Annotated in this window: 16 protein-coding genes; 11 read left to right on the top strand and 5 right to left on the bottom strand. The window is 39.9% G+C overall.

Features of this window, described 5'->3' with window-relative positions:
- Positions 1-15: 15 nt before the first annotated feature.
- The 6 genes from ACXAG7_RS04265 (at position 16) to ACXAG7_RS04240 (ending at position 7,152) form a co-directional block, all read left to right on the top strand.
- Entirely contained in the window at positions 16-900 is an 885-nt protein-coding gene (locus ACXAG7_RS04265; RefSeq protein ID WP_408041944.1) for a sterol desaturase family protein, read from the top strand.
- 33 nt (positions 901-933) lie between these two features.
- Complete coding sequence (locus ACXAG7_RS04260) at positions 934-1,542, top strand: TIGR04282 family arsenosugar biosynthesis glycosyltransferase (protein ID WP_476666068.1); 609 nt, start codon at positions 934-936, stop codon at positions 1,540-1,542.
- On the top strand, positions 1,542-2,366 hold the full coding sequence (locus ACXAG7_RS04255; protein ID WP_476666067.1) for a purine-nucleoside phosphorylase: 825 nt from the start codon (positions 1,542-1,544) through the stop codon (positions 2,364-2,366). Before ACXAG7_RS04260 ends, ACXAG7_RS04255 begins: the two co-directional genes overlap by 1 nt.
- A gap of 37 nt (positions 2,367-2,403) precedes the next feature.
- The gene (arsM, locus tag ACXAG7_RS04250; protein ID WP_408041941.1) at positions 2,404-3,372 is read left to right on the top strand and encodes an arsenosugar biosynthesis arsenite methyltransferase ArsM; all 969 of its coding nucleotides are present in this window, start codon (positions 2,404-2,406) and stop codon (positions 3,370-3,372) included.
- A 216-nt stretch (positions 3,373-3,588) separates the two neighbouring features.
- A complete protein-coding gene (locus ACXAG7_RS04245; RefSeq protein ID WP_476666066.1) occupies positions 3,589-5,352 on the top strand; it encodes an APC family permease in 1,764 nt (587 codons plus the stop codon).
- Positions 5,353-5,376: 24 nt separating this feature from the next.
- Positions 5,377-7,152, top strand: a complete 1,776-nt coding sequence (locus ACXAG7_RS04240; protein WP_476666065.1) for a chloride channel protein — start codon at positions 5,377-5,379, stop codon at positions 7,150-7,152.
- Here ACXAG7_RS04240 and radA read toward each other — a convergent pair.
- From radA to panC, 4 genes are all read right to left on the bottom strand, one after another.
- Positions 7,149-8,510: a DNA repair protein RadA gene (radA, locus tag ACXAG7_RS04235; RefSeq protein WP_408041938.1), complete on the bottom strand. Its 1,362-nt coding sequence runs from the start codon at positions 8,508-8,510 to the stop codon at positions 7,149-7,151. The two genes, ACXAG7_RS04240 and radA, sit on opposite strands and share 4 nt — an antisense overlap.
- A 243-nt stretch (positions 8,511-8,753) precedes the next feature.
- The gene (locus tag ACXAG7_RS04230) at positions 8,754-9,701 is read right to left on the bottom strand and encodes a lysylphosphatidylglycerol synthase transmembrane domain-containing protein (RefSeq protein WP_408041937.1); all 948 of its coding nucleotides are present in this window, start codon (positions 9,699-9,701) and stop codon (positions 8,754-8,756) included.
- A gap of 6 nt (positions 9,702-9,707) precedes the next feature.
- Positions 9,708-10,058, bottom strand: a complete 351-nt coding sequence (gene panD, locus ACXAG7_RS04225) for an aspartate 1-decarboxylase (RefSeq protein WP_408041936.1) — start codon at positions 10,056-10,058, stop codon at positions 9,708-9,710.
- A gap of 51 nt (positions 10,059-10,109) precedes the next feature.
- Positions 10,110-10,955: a pantoate--beta-alanine ligase gene (panC, locus tag ACXAG7_RS04220; protein WP_408041935.1), complete on the bottom strand. Its 846-nt coding sequence runs from the start codon at positions 10,953-10,955 to the stop codon at positions 10,110-10,112.
- Positions 10,956-11,052: 97 nt separating this feature from the next.
- Here panC and ACXAG7_RS04215 point away from each other — a divergent pair, with 97 nt between their 5' ends.
- The 3 genes from ACXAG7_RS04215 to glmS are packed head-to-tail and all read left to right on the top strand — an operon-like array spanning position 11,053 to position 15,407.
- Positions 11,053-11,871, top strand: coding sequence for a glycogen/starch synthase (locus ACXAG7_RS04215; protein ID WP_408041934.1), 819 nt, complete (start codon positions 11,053-11,055; stop codon positions 11,869-11,871).
- 1 nt (position 11,872) lies between these two features.
- A complete protein-coding gene (locus ACXAG7_RS04210) occupies positions 11,873-13,531 on the top strand; it encodes a DUF4270 family protein (protein WP_408041933.1) in 1,659 nt (552 codons plus the stop codon).
- Between the two features lie 19 nt (positions 13,532-13,550).
- Positions 13,551-15,407: a glutamine--fructose-6-phosphate transaminase (isomerizing) gene (gene glmS / locus ACXAG7_RS04205; protein WP_476666064.1), complete on the top strand. Its 1,857-nt coding sequence runs from the start codon at positions 13,551-13,553 to the stop codon at positions 15,405-15,407.
- Positions 15,408-15,442: 35 nt separating this feature from the next.
- On the opposite strand, the gene ACXAG7_RS04200 is transcribed toward glmS, so the two are convergent.
- On the bottom strand, positions 15,443-16,408 hold the full coding sequence (locus ACXAG7_RS04200) for an endonuclease/exonuclease/phosphatase family protein (protein ID WP_408041931.1): 966 nt from the start codon (positions 16,406-16,408) through the stop codon (positions 15,443-15,445).
- A 345-nt stretch (positions 16,409-16,753) separates the two neighbouring features.
- Between ACXAG7_RS04200 and ACXAG7_RS04195 the strand changes: the two genes are divergently transcribed.
- Both ACXAG7_RS04195 and hflX read left to right on the top strand, forming a co-directional pair.
- Positions 16,754-17,077, top strand: coding sequence for a hypothetical protein (locus tag ACXAG7_RS04195; protein WP_408041930.1), 324 nt, complete (start codon positions 16,754-16,756; stop codon positions 17,075-17,077).
- Positions 17,078-17,192: 115 nt separating this feature from the next.
- Positions 17,193-18,398 carry a GTPase HflX gene (gene hflX, locus ACXAG7_RS04190; RefSeq protein WP_476666063.1) on the top strand — a complete coding sequence of 402 codons (1,206 nt, stop codon included), beginning with the start codon at positions 17,193-17,195 and terminating at the stop codon, positions 18,396-18,398.
- Positions 18,399-18,615: the final 217 nt, after the last annotated feature.

The following is an 18,615-nucleotide window of genomic DNA, read 5'->3' as shown; positions in this document are numbered from 1 at the left end:
CTATAAATCCTCATCATGAACGACTATCTCAACCTCATTAAAAACTCGTACTCCAATTATTGGAACTACCTGAAACAGTCGGTTTTGTTTGAACTGGAATGGGAAAACTATTTCTACGGACTCATTGTCATATCGCTATTGGTTTGGGGGCTCGAAATCCTCTTCCCTTGGAGAAAAAACCAAGCTATCTTCAGAAGAGATTTTTGGCTTGACACCTTTTATATGTTCTTTAACTTTTTCTTACTCAATCTCATTGTACTTATTGCACTTTCCAACACCGCTGCGCAATTGGTAAATGACGGTTTGGGGCTTTTCGGACTTTCCATCTCTTCTTTACAATTGTTCGACATCAACAGTTTTCCGACTGTGCTAAAACTCCTTGTATTTTTCATCGTTTTGGACTTTGTACAATGGTTTACCCATACCTTACTGCACCGTTACGAATTTCTGTGGAACTTCCACAAGGTGCATCATTCCGTAAAAGAAATGGGATTCGCGGCACACCTGCGGTACCATTGGATGGAGCCTGTGCTTTACAATTCTATGAAATACATTGCTCTGGCTATTATCGGCGGGTTTTCTGCCAGTGATGTCGCGGTAGTTCATTTTTTTAACATCACCGTTGGTCACCTCAACCACGCCAATATCAATTGGGATTACGGAGTTTTAAAATACGTATTCAACAACCCTAAAATGCATATTTGGCATCATGCAAAACACCTCCCTGCCGATCGTGCCCGTGGCGTAAACTTTGGAATTACACTTAGCATTTGGGACTACCTATTCAAAACCAACTACATTCCTCACGACGGTAGAGACATCGAAATAGGCTTCGAAGGAGACGATGAGTTTCCTGACAACTTTATTCATCAGGAACTCTACCCACTAAAAAAATCATAAACTCGTAAAACACGCATTCAGTATAGCAACACTATGTCAAAAAATCTCGTTTTAATATTTACGCGCAACCCTGAAATCGGTAAAGTAAAAACCAGACTAGCCAAAACTATCGGAAACGAAGCTGCTTTGGCCATTTATAAATTTCTCTTAGAACACACAAAAAACGTAGCCCTAGAGGTTCCCTATGACAAGGCGGTTTACTATTCGGTAAAAATCAGGACAGCAGACCTCTGGGAACCTGAAAACTTTCAAAAATTTCGCCAAGAAGGTGCTGACCTCGGTGAACGTATGCAAGCTGCTTTTCAACGGGGCTTCGACGAGCACTACGACAAGGTATTAATTATCGGTAGTGATTTATACGATTTAAAACCCTCGCATATCGAAGCAGCATTTCAGGCACTCGACAACCACGATGCCGTTATCGGCCCGGCCGAAGATGGAGGCTACTATTTACTGGGACTTAAAAAAATGTACACCTCTCTATTTTCCAATAAAGAATGGGGAACGAGCACCGTTCGTCAAGACACCCTAAAAGATTTAGAAAACGTTTCAGTACATTTGCTAGAAACACTCAACGATATTGATGTCTTTGAAGACATCCAAAACCGCACTGTTTTCAACCAATTTTACACTAAAAACTAATGAGCAATCTCAAAAAAAAGCAATTACAAGAAACCAAATCATATTTACTACAACAAGGAATTTCACATCCTGAAATTGGAATTGTACTCGGTACAGGCCTCGGCAAACTCGTAGATGAAATCGATATCGAAGTAACCATTCCCTACAGTGAAATTCCACACTTTCCACAAGCAACAGTCGAATTTCACTCCGGAAAATTGATTTACGGAACACTCGCAAACAAAAAGGTACTCGTCATGTCTGGACGCTTTCACCTTTATGAAGGCTATGATTTGTGGGAAGTAACCTATGGAATTCGCAGCATGCACCAGTTAGGCATTCAAACCCTTTTGATATCCAATGCAGCAGGAGCAATAAACTTGAACTACAAAAAAGGGCAACTCATGCTCATTGACGATCATCTAAACCTACAGGGAAGTTCACCGTTGGCCTTCAAAGGAGCTGGTGAATTTGGAGATTTATTTGCGGATATGCTGGAGCCTTATTCTAAAGATCTCAACGCCAAAATGAAAGCTATTGCCAAAGCAAACGACATAGATTTAAAAGAAGGAGTTTACGCGAGCGTAGTAGGACCACAACTCGAAACGAGAGCAGAGTACAGAATGCTTCAAATTCTCGAAGTAGATGCTGTTGGAATGAGCACTGTACCAGAAGTTATCGTTGCCAAACACTTGCAATTGCCTTGTGCGGCAGTGTCTGTTTTAACAGATGAGTGCGACCCTAAAAACCTACAACCCGTAGACATTCAAGAAATCATCGAAGTCGCTGGAAAAGCAGAACCAAAGATGATTACACTTTTTAGTGAATTAATAAAATCATTATAATCCTGCGTTAGTATTAACGCCTTATTGAGCAACGTTTATGAGTTATTTAGAAACTACGAAAAATGTTTACAAAGAAGCAGCACTTACTCCGGATATCGGATTGTGCTGTACGACAAATCCTATTTGGGAGCTGCCTGGACTAAGTATTCCGAAAATCATGCAAGAAATGAACTACGGATGCGGTACCACAGTACATGCCAGAGACCTTACCAACAACCCGAAAATTTTATACGTAGGTGTTGGCGGAGGGATGGAATTATTACAATTCTCCTATTTTTCACGTCAAAAAGGAGGTGTTATCGGTCTTGACGTAGTCGACGAAATGCTCGAAGCTTCTAAAAAGAACTTTGACATCGCCGAAAAAGAAAACTCATGGTTCCAAAAAGACTTTGTAGACCTCCGAAAAGGAGATGCTCTAAACCTTCCCGTTGACGATAATAGCATTGATGTAGCCGCGCAAAATTGCCTGTTCAATATTTTTAAGGCCGATGATTTAAAGAAAGCTATTGCCGAAATGTACCGCGTGCTAAAGCCGCACGGTCGTTTGGTTATGAGTGATCCTACCTGTGAACAACCGATGAACGAAACCCTGAGAAACGATGACCGCCTGCGCGCACTTTGCCTCAGTGGTAGTTTGCCTATTCAAGAATACGTAAAAATGCTTACGGATGCAGGTTTTGGAACCATTGAGATACGAGCCCGCAAACCATATCGAATACTAGACCCTAAACATTACCCTACCGATGAACTCATCTATATAGAATCGATAGAAGTGGCTGCCATTAAAGATCCCATGCCAGAAGACGGTCCTTGTATTTTTACTGGAAAAGCGGCAATATACTTCGGTGAAGACGACTATTTTGACGATAAAAAAGGACATACCCTACTCAAAAATCAACCGCTTGCCATTTGCGATAAAACAGCAAAAGCACTCAGCGATTTGGGAAGAAATGATATTTTCATCAGTGAATCAACCTTCCATTACGACGGTGGAGGTTGTTGCTAACAAAAACGAAGAACGCTTGAACATTTCAAGCGTTTTTTTATGCCCTCTCCCCAATCCCCCCCTGGATACTTATCCATTTTTTTTGTACCTTTATAGTACATAATTCCACTGCCGAAAGACAGCGTTATCGGCCAAAACCTGGCCTTTGTTCACAAGGTTGCTGCATCAGTACTTCGTCACATCAACCTTATTTTATTGACTTCAAAAAATAACTTTATGAAACCAAAAGTTTCAAAAAAACTCCATCAATTAGCTGCAACAGCGATTTGTGGAAACGACATCAGTTCGTCAGTATTATACGTTTCAGCACTGTCTATTGCGTTTGCTGGGCAATACGCATGGATTACCTTGTTAATTGTATCCTTAGTACTCTTTCTGTTCAGAAAGATTTACGGAGAGGTCGTCGGGGCGCTTCCGCTGAATGGGGGCGCTTACAACGCACTTCTCAATACCACGAGTAAGCGAATGGCATCCTTCGCTGCCACCCTTACCATACTCTCATATATGGCTACCGCAGTTATTTCTGCCAATGAGGGCATCCATTACCTACACCATTTGTTACCGTCGATTCCTATTTTGATTTCAACGGTGTGCTTACTCTTGTTTTTCGCCCTTTTAAGCATCGTAGGAATCACAGAATCTTCTACCGTTGCCATCGCCATTTTTATATTTCACTTAATCACCTTAGCAGTACTCTTCCTCTGTGTTGGAAGCTACCTGTTTCAACACGGACTGAGCACTTTTCACAGTAATTGGCACACACCAAGCCCAAAAGGTATTGGATACGCAATCTTTTTTGGATTTTCAGCCTCGATGCTCGGAGTTTCTGGCTTTGAAAGCTCGGCCAATTTTGTAGAAGAACAAGCACGGGGCGTATTTCCGAAGACACTCCGAAACATGTGGGTTATCGTAAGTATCATCAATCCGTTAGCGGCAGTCTTTGCTTTGGCTCTTTTTGACATCCCTACCTTACAAGAACCTGCATTTCAAAACACCTTGCTCATCAAAATGGGAGATTTTGCAGGAGGGTCCACTTTATCTACCATCATTGCGCTGGATGCTTTTTTAGTACTTAGCGGGGCCGTACTAACGAGCTTTGTTGGAGTTACGGGGCTGTTAGAACGCATGACCTTGGATAGAATCATGCCTAAGTTTTTTCTCAAAAAAAACAAACAGGGCAGTTCTTATCGCATTATACTCGTATTCTTTTTACTAGCCTGTTCAGTGCTGTTCATCACCCGAGGAAATGTCGCCTTACTTGCGGGGGTATATACCTTGTCCTTTTTATCGGTTATGGCCTTATTTGGTATCGGGAATATCTTACTCAAACAAAAACGAAGCTCCCTACCTCGGCCAGAAAGCGCTCCTTGGCTAGGAGTACTACTCGCCATTTCAGCTGTTCTGGTTGCCTTGACAGGAAACTTGCTGATGCCTCCCAAAGACAATCTTCCAAGTAATTTCCTGGTCTTCCTAGAGTATTTTATCCCGACCATCATTTTTGTCTTTATCATGCTCAACCGCACCCAGCTTCTTAAACTAGGACTCAAACTCGTATATGCATTGTTTAACCCCTTCCGAAAATTTGTTCTCAAAACAGATAAAAAAATCAACCAAACCATCAACTCCATCAACAACCAAGAATTTGTATTTTTCACCAAAGGTGACAATATCGCAACATTGAATAGCGTAATGCTCTACATTCAAAAAAACGAGCACACCAAGAAAATCAAAATCGTCCATATAAGAGCTGCACAAGAACCGCTACTCGAAGAACTGGCTGTTGAAATCCACGTGCTCGATAAGGAATACCCAGATATTTCTATACAGTTTTTAGAAATAGAAGGTGTATTTTCGCCAGAATTAATCGAAAAACTCTCTAAAAAATGGGATATTCCTATTAACTTTATGTTTATTGGATCGCCTGGAGAGCATTTCCCTTATAAAATTGAAGAGTTGGGAGGTGTCCGACTCATCATTTAAGAAGCTTTAAACCGAAACATACTCATGCCCACTTCTAAATACTACTACAAAAAGTTACTCATTTGGAGATATAAAAACATCTCTGAACGACAGTTTGTATACGTCCTTAGCGTCCTTGTAGGATTCTTAGCGGGTTTAGGCACCCTGGTTCTAAAAAACCTCACGTATTTTTTTCAATATGTTTTGGAAGGAAAGTTTATCAAAGACCTGCATCATTCCCTGTACTTTATTTTCCCCATTCTGGGGCTCTTTTTGGTGTACTATATCAAAAAGAAACTGATAAAGAAGAGCATCGGCCATGGAATTTCAACTACCTTGCACGCCATTTCTAAACGCAGTGGTATCATTGAGCGGTATAAAATGTACGCGTCCTTGATTACCGCTCCTATTACCGTAGGATTTGGTGGATCAGCCGGACTTCAAGGTCCCGCAGTGAGCACTGGAGCTGCCGTTGGTTCAGGAATTGCACAGCTTTTCCACATGAACACCAAAACGCGAATGTTACTCATTGGTTGCGCAACCGCAGGTGCCATGTCATCTATGTTTAAGGCCCCTGTAGCCGCTATTATTTTTGCTATAGAAATTTTTAGTTTAGACCTTGCTTTTGCCTCTTTAATACCGCTGTTACTAGCCTCCGTTTCAGCTGTCGTTACTTCCTATTTCTTTTTAGGTCAAGACGTATTACTGGGCTTCGAACTAACCGACGATTTTAAAATCACAGACATCTTTTTCTTTGTATTATTAGGCATAGGCACCGGAGTTGCCTCCGTTTATTTTTCAAAAATCTATTTTAAAATCACCGGGTTTTTCGAAAAATTCACCAATCCCTTTCACCGGTTACTCATTGGGGCGCTCGCCATTGGACTTATGCTATACCTCGTACCTCCACTTTACGGAGAGGGATATGCTATTATCAATAACTTGCTCGAAGGCAATGCCCATAAGGCGTTGAATGACATTCCTTACGAAGTCAATTTCAACAATGTATGGACTGTGATTGTATTTCTCTTAATCATCACACTGTTTAAAGCCATTGCCATGACTACCACCTTTGCTGCTGGTGGAGTAGGAGGAATCTTTATCCCCACGCTCGTGATGGGAAGTGCTCTAGGAAATGTATTTGCAAAAATTATCAATCAATTAGGAGGTAATGTCTCAGAAAGTAACTTTACGCTTGTTGGTATGAGTGGATTAATGGCTGGAGTTTTGCACGCCCCTCTCACTGCCATATTCCTCATTGCTGAAATCACTGGAGGCTACGAGCTTTTTGTACCACTGATGTTAGTAGTAGCTATTTCTTTTGCCTTTACGCGCTATTTTGTTTCCAACTCCATTTACACCATTGAATTGGCTAAGAGAGGAGAACTGATTACACATGACAAAGATAAAAATGTGATGATGATGATGCGTACTGACAAACTCATTGAAAAAAATTTCGTGGTCATCCATCCGGAGATGACCTTGGGAGAAATGCTTAAAAATGCGGTGGCAAAATCGGCCCGAAACATTTTTCCTGTAGTCGATCATGACGATCGCTTTCTAGGTATCGTCCTACTCGACGACATCCGCCCCTTGATGTTCGAACAAGAACTGTACGACAAACTCACCATTCAAGTATTGTTAAAGCGCGCACCGGCACTAATTTACCACGACGACAGTACCGAAACCGTTATGCGGAAATTTAAAGAAAGTGGTGCGTGGAATTTACCAGTTATCAAGGACAATAGCTATCAAGGCTTTATTTCCAAATCGAAATTGCTTTCGGCATATCGCAACAAACTGATTGCCTTAACCAACTAAGCAAATAAGGTTGCAAAAGCTTCCTCTATCTTACTCACCAGTAAAACCTTGATCTTATAATCTTTTAAGGTAATCTTATTGTACTTTGACGTTACGATGGTTTTATAGCCTAGTTTTTCCGCTTCTACGATGCGCTGGTCAATTTTGGATACAGGACGTATTTCTCCTGCCAATCCGACCTCTGCCGCAAAACAGACATTTGGATGAATCGCGAGATCTTGATTCGACGATAATATTGCTGCAACCACTGCCAAATCTATAGCAGGATCATCTACCTGAATTCCTCCAGTTACATTTAAAAACACATCTTTCGCTCCCAACTTAAATCCAGCACGCTTTTCCAGTACGGCCAAAATCATGTGAAGGCGCTTCAAGTTATATCCTGTTGTGGTACGTTGAGGCGTACCGTAAACTGCAGTGCTTACAAGAGCCTGAATCTCCACCATAAGTGGGCGAATTCCTTCGAGAGTCGATGCAATGGCTGTACCGCTTAAATCTGCATCTTTTTTAGAAATTAAGATCTCAGAAGGATTGGATACTTCGCGCAGCCCTACAGACAACATTTCGTAAATCCCCAACTCTGCCGTAGAACCAAAGCGATTTTTCTGGGCTCTCAAAATACGATAGGTATGATTGCGATCGCCTTCGAACTGTAAAACGACATCTACCATATGTTCGAGAATTTTAGGTCCGGCAATATGCCCTTCTTTATTGATATGTCCAATGAGTAGCACTGGCGTTGCTGTTTCTTTGGCAAACTTTATCAATTCAGCCGACGTTTCTCTGATCTGTGAAATACTCCCTGGCGAAGCTTCGATACTTTGGGTATGTAAGGTTTGAATAGAGTCAATCACCAAAACTTCTGGCTGTACCTCTTCAATGTGTTTAAATATTTGTTGTGTATTGGTCTCTGTCAAAATCAAGCAATTCGAATCTTTTGCATCGAGTCGTTCAGCGCGCATTTTTATCTGTGACTGACTTTCTTCACCTGAGACGTATAATACTTTTTGAGGAATTTGCAGAGCTATTTGAAGCAGCAAGGTCGATTTTCCGATACCGGGTTCTCCACCGAGCAGTACCACAGCTCCCTTCACCAATCCTCCACCTAAAACCGTATCCAATTCCTGATTACGCGTTAAAATTCGCTCTTCCGGATTGAACTCTATATCCTCTACTCTAAGAGGTTTGACCACGCGTTTTTCTTGGTTTGCTGGAGTTTTCCAACTGCGTTTTTCTTCTTTCTGAATTACTTCTTCAACAACGGTGTTCCACGCTTTACAAGTAGAACACTGCCCCACCCATTGGGTGTGTTGTGCTCCACAGTTTTGACAGAAAAATGCGGTTTTGGTTTTTGCCATAATACGGTATTAATACCACAAAGATAGCTAAAAGAAATAGATCTAAACCCCTTAAAAAAGCTGCATTCAGAAGCCATCACTTTCCTTAAAAATCGATCTATTCCCCAAAGGAATAATACCGTTTCTGGAAGCATAAAAAACCGGGTACCCAACGTGAAATTACAAGCATAAAAAAACGCCATTATCCACAAAAATGAACAATGGCGTTTCTATGTCATCAGCAAAGTGATGCTCCTTAATTTTCTATTCTTTTGCTTTGTTATAAACAGGTAATACAGCAAAGGCTAAGCCTCCAAAAACGATTATCATAGCGGTTTGCGCTGTCCACATAATCCAACCAAAGGCATTCGCAGGCTCCTCGGCAATCCCAAATAAAGCAAAGGCCCCAGCAACTGCTACCGGATACAATCCTATCCCACCGTTGGTCGCGGCAATACTAAATCCACCTGCAATAAAACCGATCAATACAGCTCCAAAAGGAACCTCTAAATTATCAATTGCAGGAATAGTAGCCCAAAACATGGCTACGTACATTAACCAAATAAATACCGTGTGGAAAATGAACGACCACTTGTCTTTCATTTTAAAGATACTGGTAGCTCCTTCTATCAATCCTCCAATAAAGGACTTGATTTTCAATCCGACTCCTGTCTTCGCCTTTTTTACATATTGGGAAAACACAAAAAAACCGAGTACTACCGCCGCGATGATTCCTCCAACTTTTACGGGCGAAAAATTCGCCGTCAAGAGTTCAAATATGAAATCAAACTGCACAAACAAGGTCACGCAGATAATGAGTAACATCATGATTAAATCGGCAATTCGTTCAGCTACTATAGTACCAAATCCTTTCTCGAAAGGAATGTCTTCGTAATTTGCCATCACGGCTGCTCTTGACACCTCACCAGCTCTCGGAACTGCGTAGTTTACCAAGTACGCCACCAATACGGCCATTGTACTATTCCCAAAATCAGGGGTATACCCCATGGGCTCAAGCAAATATTTCCAGCGATAGGCTCGTGACAAATGACTGAGGATTCCAAAAAACAATCCTAGGGAAATCCACCAATAATTCGCATTCTTAAAATATTGCACTAAGGTTTCCGGAGATACTTTCGACAAGGAGTACCAAACTAAAATACCTCCCAAAATGAGAGGTAATAGTATTTTAAGTATTTTCTTTATATTCAAAACGGACTAGGTAAGTGTATTATCTTTTTCGTTTGGAAAAACCAATTTCGGTTTAAAATTCTTGGCCTCTTCCAACTCCATAAAAGCGTATACGATTAAAATTAACGTATCGCCTTTTTGAACTCTTCGGGCTGCGGCACCGTTTAAGGTTATTTCTCCACTTCCTCGCGGTCCTGGAATCGCATACGTTTCCAAACGCTCTCCGTTGTTATTATTCACGATTTGAACGCGCTCACCTTCTATAATTCCTGCAGCATCCATCAAATCTTCATCAATGGTAATGCTTCCTATATAATTTAAATCGGCACCAGTAACTTTTACACGGTGGATTTTTGACTTAACTACTTGAACTAACATATTGCAAAAATAGTTGTTTTTTAACGATTAATGGATTGTTTTTTTTATCAATTAATTTAACCCGATGTTATCTATCAGTCGAATATCACCTGCAAACACGGCTATGAAGGCGCGGTACTTGGCAGACGGACTGATCTCATTAGGCGTTTTCAACGTTTTCTCATCGGCGATCGTGAAGTACTCCAAGTCCAACAACGGCTCCTTTTTAAACTGCTTTTCAACCCATTGCGTTAACTCTTCAATACTCTTTTGACCAAATTTCTTTTTAGCCTTTTTCAATATTTTAAATATCATTGGAGCTGCGTCACGGTGTGCTTCGGTTAATCGGGTATTTCTTGAACTCATGGCCAAACCATCAGACTCTCTGAAGATTGGACGCCCTTTTACCTTCACTGGCAAGTCGTATTTTTTGACGAGTTTTTTGATAATTTTATACTGTTGAAAATCTTTCTTACCAAAATACGCGGTATGTGGTTCTACTAACTCAAACAAGCGTTTAACCACGGTACCAACACCATCGAAATGTCCTGTTCGGAACTTCCCCTCCATTTCAAACTCCAAGCCATCAAAATCAAAGGACTCTGCACTTACCTGCTCTGGGTACATTTCCGCCACGGTTGGCACAAACAAAACATCACAGCCTATTTGTTCCAGCATGGCTTGATCGGCAGCCAACGTTTTCGGGTATTTCACCAAATCTTCTTGATTATCAAATTGGGTTGGGTTTACAAAAACACTTACCACCACTACATCATTCTTCTTTTGAGCTCTGGTTACCAGCGACAAATGTCCTTGGTGCAATGCTCCCATGGTCGGTACGAAACCAATTTGTTTACCAGCCACTCTGAGGGGCTCTAAAATGGCTTTCAATTCCGATTTTTTACTAACTAATTTCATTACTAATTCATTGGAAAACATGCAAAATTAGCAATTTAACACGATTTTAGTATAAAAATTCGTATTTTTGCATCCTCATATAAAGAGTTCGACATTAATGAAGGATAAGAGAATACTGTATGTTTCATCGGAAGTTACACCATACTTACCTGAAACAGAATTATCGTCAACTGCGTTTAACGTTGCTAAGCAAGCACATTCAAAAGGAGTACAAACCCGAATTTTCATGCCGAGATTTGGTGTAATCAATGAACGAAGACACCAATTACACGAAGTTATTCGTTTATCTGGTATGAATTTAATAATCAACGACATGGACATGCCATTGATTATTAAAGTTGCATCGATTCCAAAAGAGCGTATGCAGGTCTATTTCATCGACAATGATGAATACTTCAAACGCAAGGCTGTGTATTCGGATGAAGATGAAAAATTATTCGACGACAACGACGAACGCATGATCTTCTTCGCGAAAGGCGTTGTTGAAACTGTAAAAAAATTAAACTGGGCACCTGATATCATCCACGTTCACGGTTGGATGGCTTCTTTATTACCGCTATATTTAAGAGAATTTTATAAAGAGGAACCCTTGTTGAATGGAAGCAAGATTGTAACTTCGCTCTATAGTAAAGGATTTGAAGGTGAATTAAACTCAGAAATGGCCAACAAAGTTCGTTTCGACAAAATCGACGATGCCAAGGCTACTGTCTTAGAATCACCTAATCATATCAATATACTAAAAAGCGCTATCGCAAATTCAGATGCTATCGTAAAAGGTAGTGAGGAATTACCTGAAGAATTGGAGTCATTTATCAAAGAAAGTGACGCTCAAGTTTTAGAGTTCCAATCTGAAGAAAATTTAACCGAAGCGTATTTAGAATTTTATAGAGAGAACGTTTTAGAACTTAGTGAATAACATGATTAGAAAAATTGGTAGTTTAGGGATTGGCTTATTTTGCTTAGCATCCCTAATTTCTTGTGAAGAAGACTTTGATAATATCGGTACAAACGTAGTGAACAACAATCAATTCAATGCGGAATCGGTAGATTTAGAGTTAAAGATTTCTCCAGTAAGTACAACAGTAGTGCGCGCCGACAATATCGGAGCGAATATTACAGAGTACTGGTTGGGTGTATACAACAGTAAAAATTACAAAACGGTAAATGCCTCTTTTGTAAGTCAAATTGGTTTCTTGAGCAATCCTAAAACGAGCGATGTAAAATCATCTACAGATAAGGGAGATATCGATTCGACCTTTATCCTTGACAAGGTTGTTTTAAAGTTACCTTATGCGGCTACCAATAAAGGAAAAGACAGCAATAATAAAACGAAATGGTTATTAGATTCATTGCTAGGAGATGCTAGTAAAGGAGTTAATTTACAAGTGTTAGAAAATGAAACCTTCTTAAACACCTTAGATCCTTCGAATCCATCTCAGAGTAATTCCTTCCAATCAAACCACGCCTATTTGGCGAACAAGGTATTAAATGAAGATGCTAACTTCATGTTTCAACCGAATCCAAACGACACTATACTCAAAGTTACGCGTCACCACGGAAACGGTACTACTTTTGAAAGCGAAGAAAAATTGGCTACAAAAGGGCCTTTCTTGAGTATTCCATTGAGTACTGCCATTATGAAAGACCTCTTCTGGGACAAATTCAACGGCAGTAATTTCTCATCTGCTGACGCCTTAAATAATTACTTTAAAGGATTGTTGTTCAACGTAACAGGTACAGACGGTGCCATGGTACCATTGAGTTTGTTAGGTACTACGGAATCTGCTTCGTTAGATTTCTATTACACGATTACCAGAAAGGAGCGTTTGGACGCCAATGCAAATTACACGCACAAAGATACAGTTCCTACAAAATACTCATTTCCACTATCTGGTGTACGTAACGTACGTTACAGTACTGCAGCGGCATCTGTTGCCCCTCCTGCCAATAACTTTGTTATCCAAGGAACTACTGGAACACAGGCCAAAGTAGAAGTGTTAGGAATCAACTTAGCAAAATTAAGAGCGAGCAACCCTAATCATACCATGTTGAAATACGCAAGTAAAGACGCAGACAGCGATGGGTACTTAAGCTTAAAAGAATTAGCAACTATTAGAGATGTTGCCAACGGCGAATACGGTTTGTTAGTAAACGACGCCGCCTTGACATTCAACATCAATCAAACAGTCAATACCGATAAAAACATCATTCCACAACAGTTGTTTGTATACACTTCGAATAGCAGTGGTGATCCAATTCAAATGACCGATGCGCATACCGAAGCAACGACTTATGGTGGAAGGCTGATTTTAGCAAGTGACAAACCAGAAAAATACACGTTCAGAATAACGGATTATGTTTCGAATATTTTGGACAGAAGCTCTACTGATATATCCCCATTATTTTTAAAAGTTTACAACAACCCAACGGATAGTCCTTACAGAAATAGAGTACTCGATACCAGCATCCTTACGTACAACTGGAATCCTAGAGGAGTTACCTTATTAAACGAAGACGAGACTACCCACAGCGAAAAACGCGCTGTATTAAGATTATCATATTCAGTAAAAAAATAATTAATATACAAGAATTGTTATGTGTGGTATAACAGGATACATTGGTCATAGAGACGCTTACCCTATCGTAATTAACGGATTAAAACGTTTGGAATACAGAGGTTACGATAGTGCCGGAATCATGATGTACGACGGCGAAACAATGCACCTTTCTAAAACGAAAGGGAAAGTGGTTGACCTCGAGGTAATCACGAACAAAGAAACGAAGAGAAAAGAAGGAAAAATAGGTATCGGACACACGCGTTGGGCTACTCACGGAGTACCGAACAATACGAATTCACACCCGCACTTCTCAGCATCTGGCGATTTAGTAATCGTTCATAATGGTATTATCGAAAACTACGATACCATTAAAAAAGAGCTGATTTCAAGAGGTTATGAATTTCAAAGTGATACCGACACAGAAGTACTTATCAACCTCATAGAAGAAGTTAAGAAAAACGAAGGTTGCAAACTAGGTAAAGCCGTTCAGTTAGCGTTGCAAAACGTTATTGGAGCTTATGCAATTGCCGTGTTTGACAAAACCAAACCCAATGAATTAGTAGTGGCTCGTTTAGGAAGTCCTATCGCCATTGGTGTTGGTAAAGACAACGAAGAGTTTTTTGTCGCTTCTGACGCCTCTCCTTTTATTGAATTCACCAAAAACGCTATCTATCTTGAAGATGGTGAGTTGGCTATTATCAAAAAAGGGAAAGGAATTAAAGTTCGCAAAATAGAGAACGACAAAGAAGTTGACACCAATATTCAAGAACTTCAACTCAACCTTGAACAAATTGAAAAAGGAGGTTACGACCACTTTATGCTCAAGGAAATTCACGAACAACCAAAAGCCATTATCGATACCTATCGCGGACGTATGCTCGCAAATGACGGAATTATCAAAATGGCCGGAATCGATGACAATCTTCCTAAGTTTTTAAATGCTAGTAGGATTATTATCGTTGCCTGTGGAACCTCGTGGCACGCTGGTTTGGTAGGAGAATATCTCTTTGAAGATATGGCTCGTATTCCAGTAGAAGTTGAGTACGCTTCAGAATTCAGATATAGAAACCCGATTATTACACCAAATGATATCGTAATTGCCATTTCTCAATCAGGAGAAACAGCTGATACCTTGGCGGCTATTAAATTAGCAAAATCGAAAGGTGCTTTTGTATTTGGTGTTTGTAACGTAGTAGGTTCTTCTATCGCTCGTGAAACTCACGCCGGAGCTTATACGCACGCAGGTCCAGAAATTGGAGTTGCCTCTACAAAGGCCTTTACAACACAAATCACGGTACTTACTTTAATTGCCTTGAAATTAGCGCAGGCAAAAGGAACGCTTTCTAAGACCGCTGTAAATACCTATTTACAGACACTAGAGCAAATCCCTAATCAAGTAGAGCAATTGCTTAAAATTGATCCTTTGGTAAAGGACATTGCTGAAGTGTACATGGAAGCTAAAAACTGTTTGTACCTCGGTAGAGGGTTTAATTTCCCTGTTGCCTTAGAAGGAGCATTAAAGCTGAAAGAGATCTCATACATTCACGCAGAAGGATATCCAGCTGCTGAAATGAAGCACGGTCCTATTGCTTTAATCGATGAGAACATGCCAGTTTTCGTTATTGCCACCAGCAAGGGACATTACGAAAAAGTAGTTAGTAATATTCAAGAAATTAAATCGAGAAGTGGTAAAATTGTAGCCATCGTAACCGAAGGAGACGTTACTGTAAAAGAAATTGCAGACCACGTAATTGAAATTCCTGATACGGAGGAAGCCTTTACTCCATTGCTTACGACTATTCCTTTACAATTACTTTCGTATCACATTGCAGTGATGTTAGGAAAGAATGTAGATCAACCGAGAAACTTAGCAAAATCAGTTACCGTTGAATAACGACAATTGATCGCAGAAATAAAAAAAGCTTCTAGTTACCTAGAAGCTTTTTTCTTTTTAAAATGAGCCAACACCGGAAAATGATCGGAATAGCCTCCTTCATACCAAGGACCGATAAAGGTTCTATACGGGCTTCCTTTTAGCTTACCGTGGTACACCTGTAACCAAGGTTTTATAAATAACTGCGCTCGTTCAAAACTCAGACTACTATCCTCGTCAAAAAAATTCCTTGAGATGATAATTTGATCAAACAAATGCCACGCTTTATCGTGTACCAAACTCCCTTGATCGGGAGTGTGCAAAGGAGCGGTCGCATTGTAAAAATCATCGCATAATAGCGCTTGCAAGCTCTTATCGGCGGGATCGTCATTAAAATCTCCCATCACGATAAACTTTGCAGGAACCTTATCGGTAGCTCGCAGTTCCTCAATTACTTCACGCACGGAGTTTGCCGCAGCCATACGTTTGTACTCACTCGCTTCAACCCCCTCTCTACGCGAAGGCCAATGCGTAACAATAACATTGATAAGATCACCTTCCAAAATTCCTTTAACCACTAAAATATCACGAGTTCTCACCACTTCTCCCTCTGGTGTGGTGATGTCTTTAGGTACGGCTTCAGCTTGAAGCACCTGAAAGGCATCGCGTTGATACAACAGGGCAACATCAATCCCTCGAACATCGGCAGATTCAAAATGAATAAAACCGTAATTCGACGCGAGCAAATTCTTTTGCCTTACCAAATCCGCGAGCACGCGTTCGTTTTCCACTTCTACCAAACCGATCAGTGCGGCAGGTTGATGAGAAGCTTCTTTCCCTAGCATGGACAGCACGCGGCTTATTTTCTTTAGCTTGTGGTAATACTTTTTCTTATTCCAATTTCGACTTCCCTTTGGGGTAAACTCATCGTCCTTTGTATAAGGATCTTTTACCGTATCAAAAAGATTCTCAACATTATACAACCCTATACTTATGGTATCATTCCATTTACTTCTAGACATTATTATCGATACTTCTAACAAATTACAGCTGCAATGTACGAGCATTCTAAACAAAACACTAACACTCGCTATTCAATTTTTTATAGGGATAGACATCATTTTACAGTAAACTATTAAATCTTTCCTCAAACAAACGCTATAATCCTAAAAAAAAGACCAAAAACATTAAAAACTAACCAATATTACCAAAGCGTAAAAACTGCTAAAAAGAAACCTAGTCCTAACACAAAAAAAATATTTATATAACCACATAAAAAACACACAAACACCTCATTAACAGTATTTTTACCATGTAATTAAAAAACAAAAAACCAAACTTTTAATCCTATAAAAAATCAGAAAAAAATGAGAAAGTTAGTAGTAATCATCACCGCACTTATCTTGAGTTCCACTTCTTTAATGGCCAATGAAAATCCAGTAAAAAAAGAAATTAGAACTAACATTGTAAAACTTTTAAAAAAAGCAAAATTTAACATTCAAACAGACGTTCAGACCACCATTGAATTTCTTGTAACCAAAAAAGGAGAAGTTGTGATCCTCGACATCGATTGCAGCAATCCAGAGATCTGTAACTACATCAAAAGTAAGCTAAACTACAAGCGTGTAGCGACCAGTGCAAATACTTCTGTACAAATATTTAAGATGCCTTTAAAGATCGTTAAAGGGTAACTTTTAGTTGTGTGTAATTTTGACCTCGCCTCGGCGGGGTTTTCTTTTTTATCGCCAGGAGGTCTCAGCAAACAAAAACTGCAAAATCCATGGATTAATTCGTACTTTTGCACCTATGATTGAAACGAGACAGGCCATATCAGAGAAAGCTGTTTTAATTGGAATTATTACACAGCATCAAGACGAAAAGCAGTCAGAAGAGTATTTAGACGAATTGGAATTTTTAACTGCAACGGCAGGAGGAGTTGCCGTAAAGCGTTTTGTACAAAAACTGGACAAGCCCAATCCGAAAACCTTTTTAGGAACCGGTAAATTAGACGATGTTAAAGCGTATATAGAAACACACAACATCGGAACTGCGATTTTCGATGATGAATTATCACCCGCGCAACTTCGCAATATTGAGCGCCTACTCGATTGTAAAATTCTTGACCGAACGAACCTTATTTTGGACATTTTTGCCTCAAGAGCGCAAACTAGCTCGGCAAAAGCACAGGTAGAATTAGCACAATACCAATACTTACTTCCTCGTTTGACTCGAATGTGGACCCACCTCGACAAGCAAAAAGGAGGAATTGGTATGCGTGGACCGGGAGAGACAGAGATTGAAACCGATCGACGTATTATCCGAGACAAGATTACCTTACTCAAGAAAAAGCTAGAAACCATTGACAAACAGATGGCCGTTCAGCGTAAAAACAGAGGTAAAATGGTACGCGCCGCCTTGGTAGGGTATACCAATGTCGGAAAGTCAACCCTGATGAATGTCATAAGTAAAAGTGAGGTTTTTGCTGAGAATAAGTTGTTTGCTACCCTTGACACTACCGTACGTAAAGTAGTTATCAAAAACATCCCTTTTTTGATGACGGATACTGTAGGATTTATCAGAAAACTGCCTACGCAACTAGTAGAATCATTCAAATCTACACTAGACGAGGTGCGAGAAGCCGATTTGTTACTTCATGTAGTTGACATCTCTCACCCCAATTTCGAGGATCACATCAACTCAGTAAATAAGATTTTAGACGAAATTGACAGTGCCGACAAACCGACCATTATGGTTTTCAACAAAATTGATGCCTATACCCATAAATCGATTGAAGAGGATGACTTGGTGACAGAAAAAACCAAAGAGCACTACACATTGGACGATTGGAAAAAAACCTGGATGAATGATGAAACCAAACAAAGCATCTTCATTTCGGCAATCAACAAAGGAAATCTTGAAGCTTTTAAAGACAAGGTATACGAAGAGGTGAAAAAAATACATATTCAACGCTTCCCGTACAACGATTTTCTCTACTACGAATACGATAAATAACAGAAAATAAACAGGTAAGAAAATATTTGTTTCGGATTTTAACATTTTTTTCTTACCTTTAAATCCCCAACCTAATTTTTATTAGGTATTGATTATTAATATTTTAATTCCCCCTAAAATGAAAATAACTAAAACCCTACCCCAAAAAAGAGCCCTTTGCTCAACCAATCGAGTAACCCAACCAGACGTTACCTTTTCAAAACTTATTGTATAACCT

It is taken from the genome of Tenacibaculum sp. AWR4_210, assembly GCF_056160945.1.
The sequence above is the reverse complement of the archived record's forward strand: the minus strand, read 5'-3'. Positions and strand labels throughout refer to the sequence as shown.

Coding starts and splice junctions, on each gene's coding strand:
- ACXAG7_RS04210 (WP_408041933.1), top strand. CDS start 11,873: ATGATTAGAAAAATTGGTAGTTTAGGGATTGGCTTATTTTGCTTAGCA.
- ACXAG7_RS04240 (WP_476666065.1), top strand. CDS start 5,377: ATGCCCACTTCTAAATACTACTACAAAAAGTTACTCATTTGGAGATAT.
- ACXAG7_RS04200 (WP_408041931.1), bottom strand. CDS start 16,408: ATGTCTAGAAGTAAATGGAATGATACCATAAGTATAGGGTTGTATAAT.
- glmS (WP_476666064.1), top strand. CDS start 13,551: ATGTGTGGTATAACAGGATACATTGGTCATAGAGACGCTTACCCTATC.
- ACXAG7_RS04195 (WP_408041930.1), top strand. CDS start 16,754: ATGAGAAAGTTAGTAGTAATCATCACCGCACTTATCTTGAGTTCCACT.
- ACXAG7_RS04265 (WP_408041944.1), top strand. CDS start 16: ATGAACGACTATCTCAACCTCATTAAAAACTCGTACTCCAATTATTGG.
- arsM (WP_408041941.1), top strand. CDS start 2,404: ATGAGTTATTTAGAAACTACGAAAAATGTTTACAAAGAAGCAGCACTT.
- ACXAG7_RS04245 (WP_476666066.1), top strand. CDS start 3,589: ATGAAACCAAAAGTTTCAAAAAAACTCCATCAATTAGCTGCAACAGCG.
- ACXAG7_RS04215 (WP_408041934.1), top strand. CDS start 11,053: ATGAAGGATAAGAGAATACTGTATGTTTCATCGGAAGTTACACCATAC.
- hflX (WP_476666063.1), top strand. CDS start 17,193: ATGATTGAAACGAGACAGGCCATATCAGAGAAAGCTGTTTTAATTGGA.
- radA (WP_408041938.1), bottom strand. CDS start 8,510: ATGGCAAAAACCAAAACCGCATTTTTCTGTCAAAACTGTGGAGCACAA.
- panC (WP_408041935.1), bottom strand. CDS start 10,955: ATGAAATTAGTTAGTAAAAAATCGGAATTGAAAGCCATTTTAGAGCCC.
- panD (WP_408041936.1), bottom strand. CDS start 10,058: ATGTTAGTTCAAGTAGTTAAGTCAAAAATCCACCGTGTAAAAGTTACT.
- ACXAG7_RS04260 (WP_476666068.1), top strand. CDS start 934: ATGTCAAAAAATCTCGTTTTAATATTTACGCGCAACCCTGAAATCGGT.
- ACXAG7_RS04255 (WP_476666067.1), top strand. CDS start 1,542: ATGAGCAATCTCAAAAAAAAGCAATTACAAGAAACCAAATCATATTTA.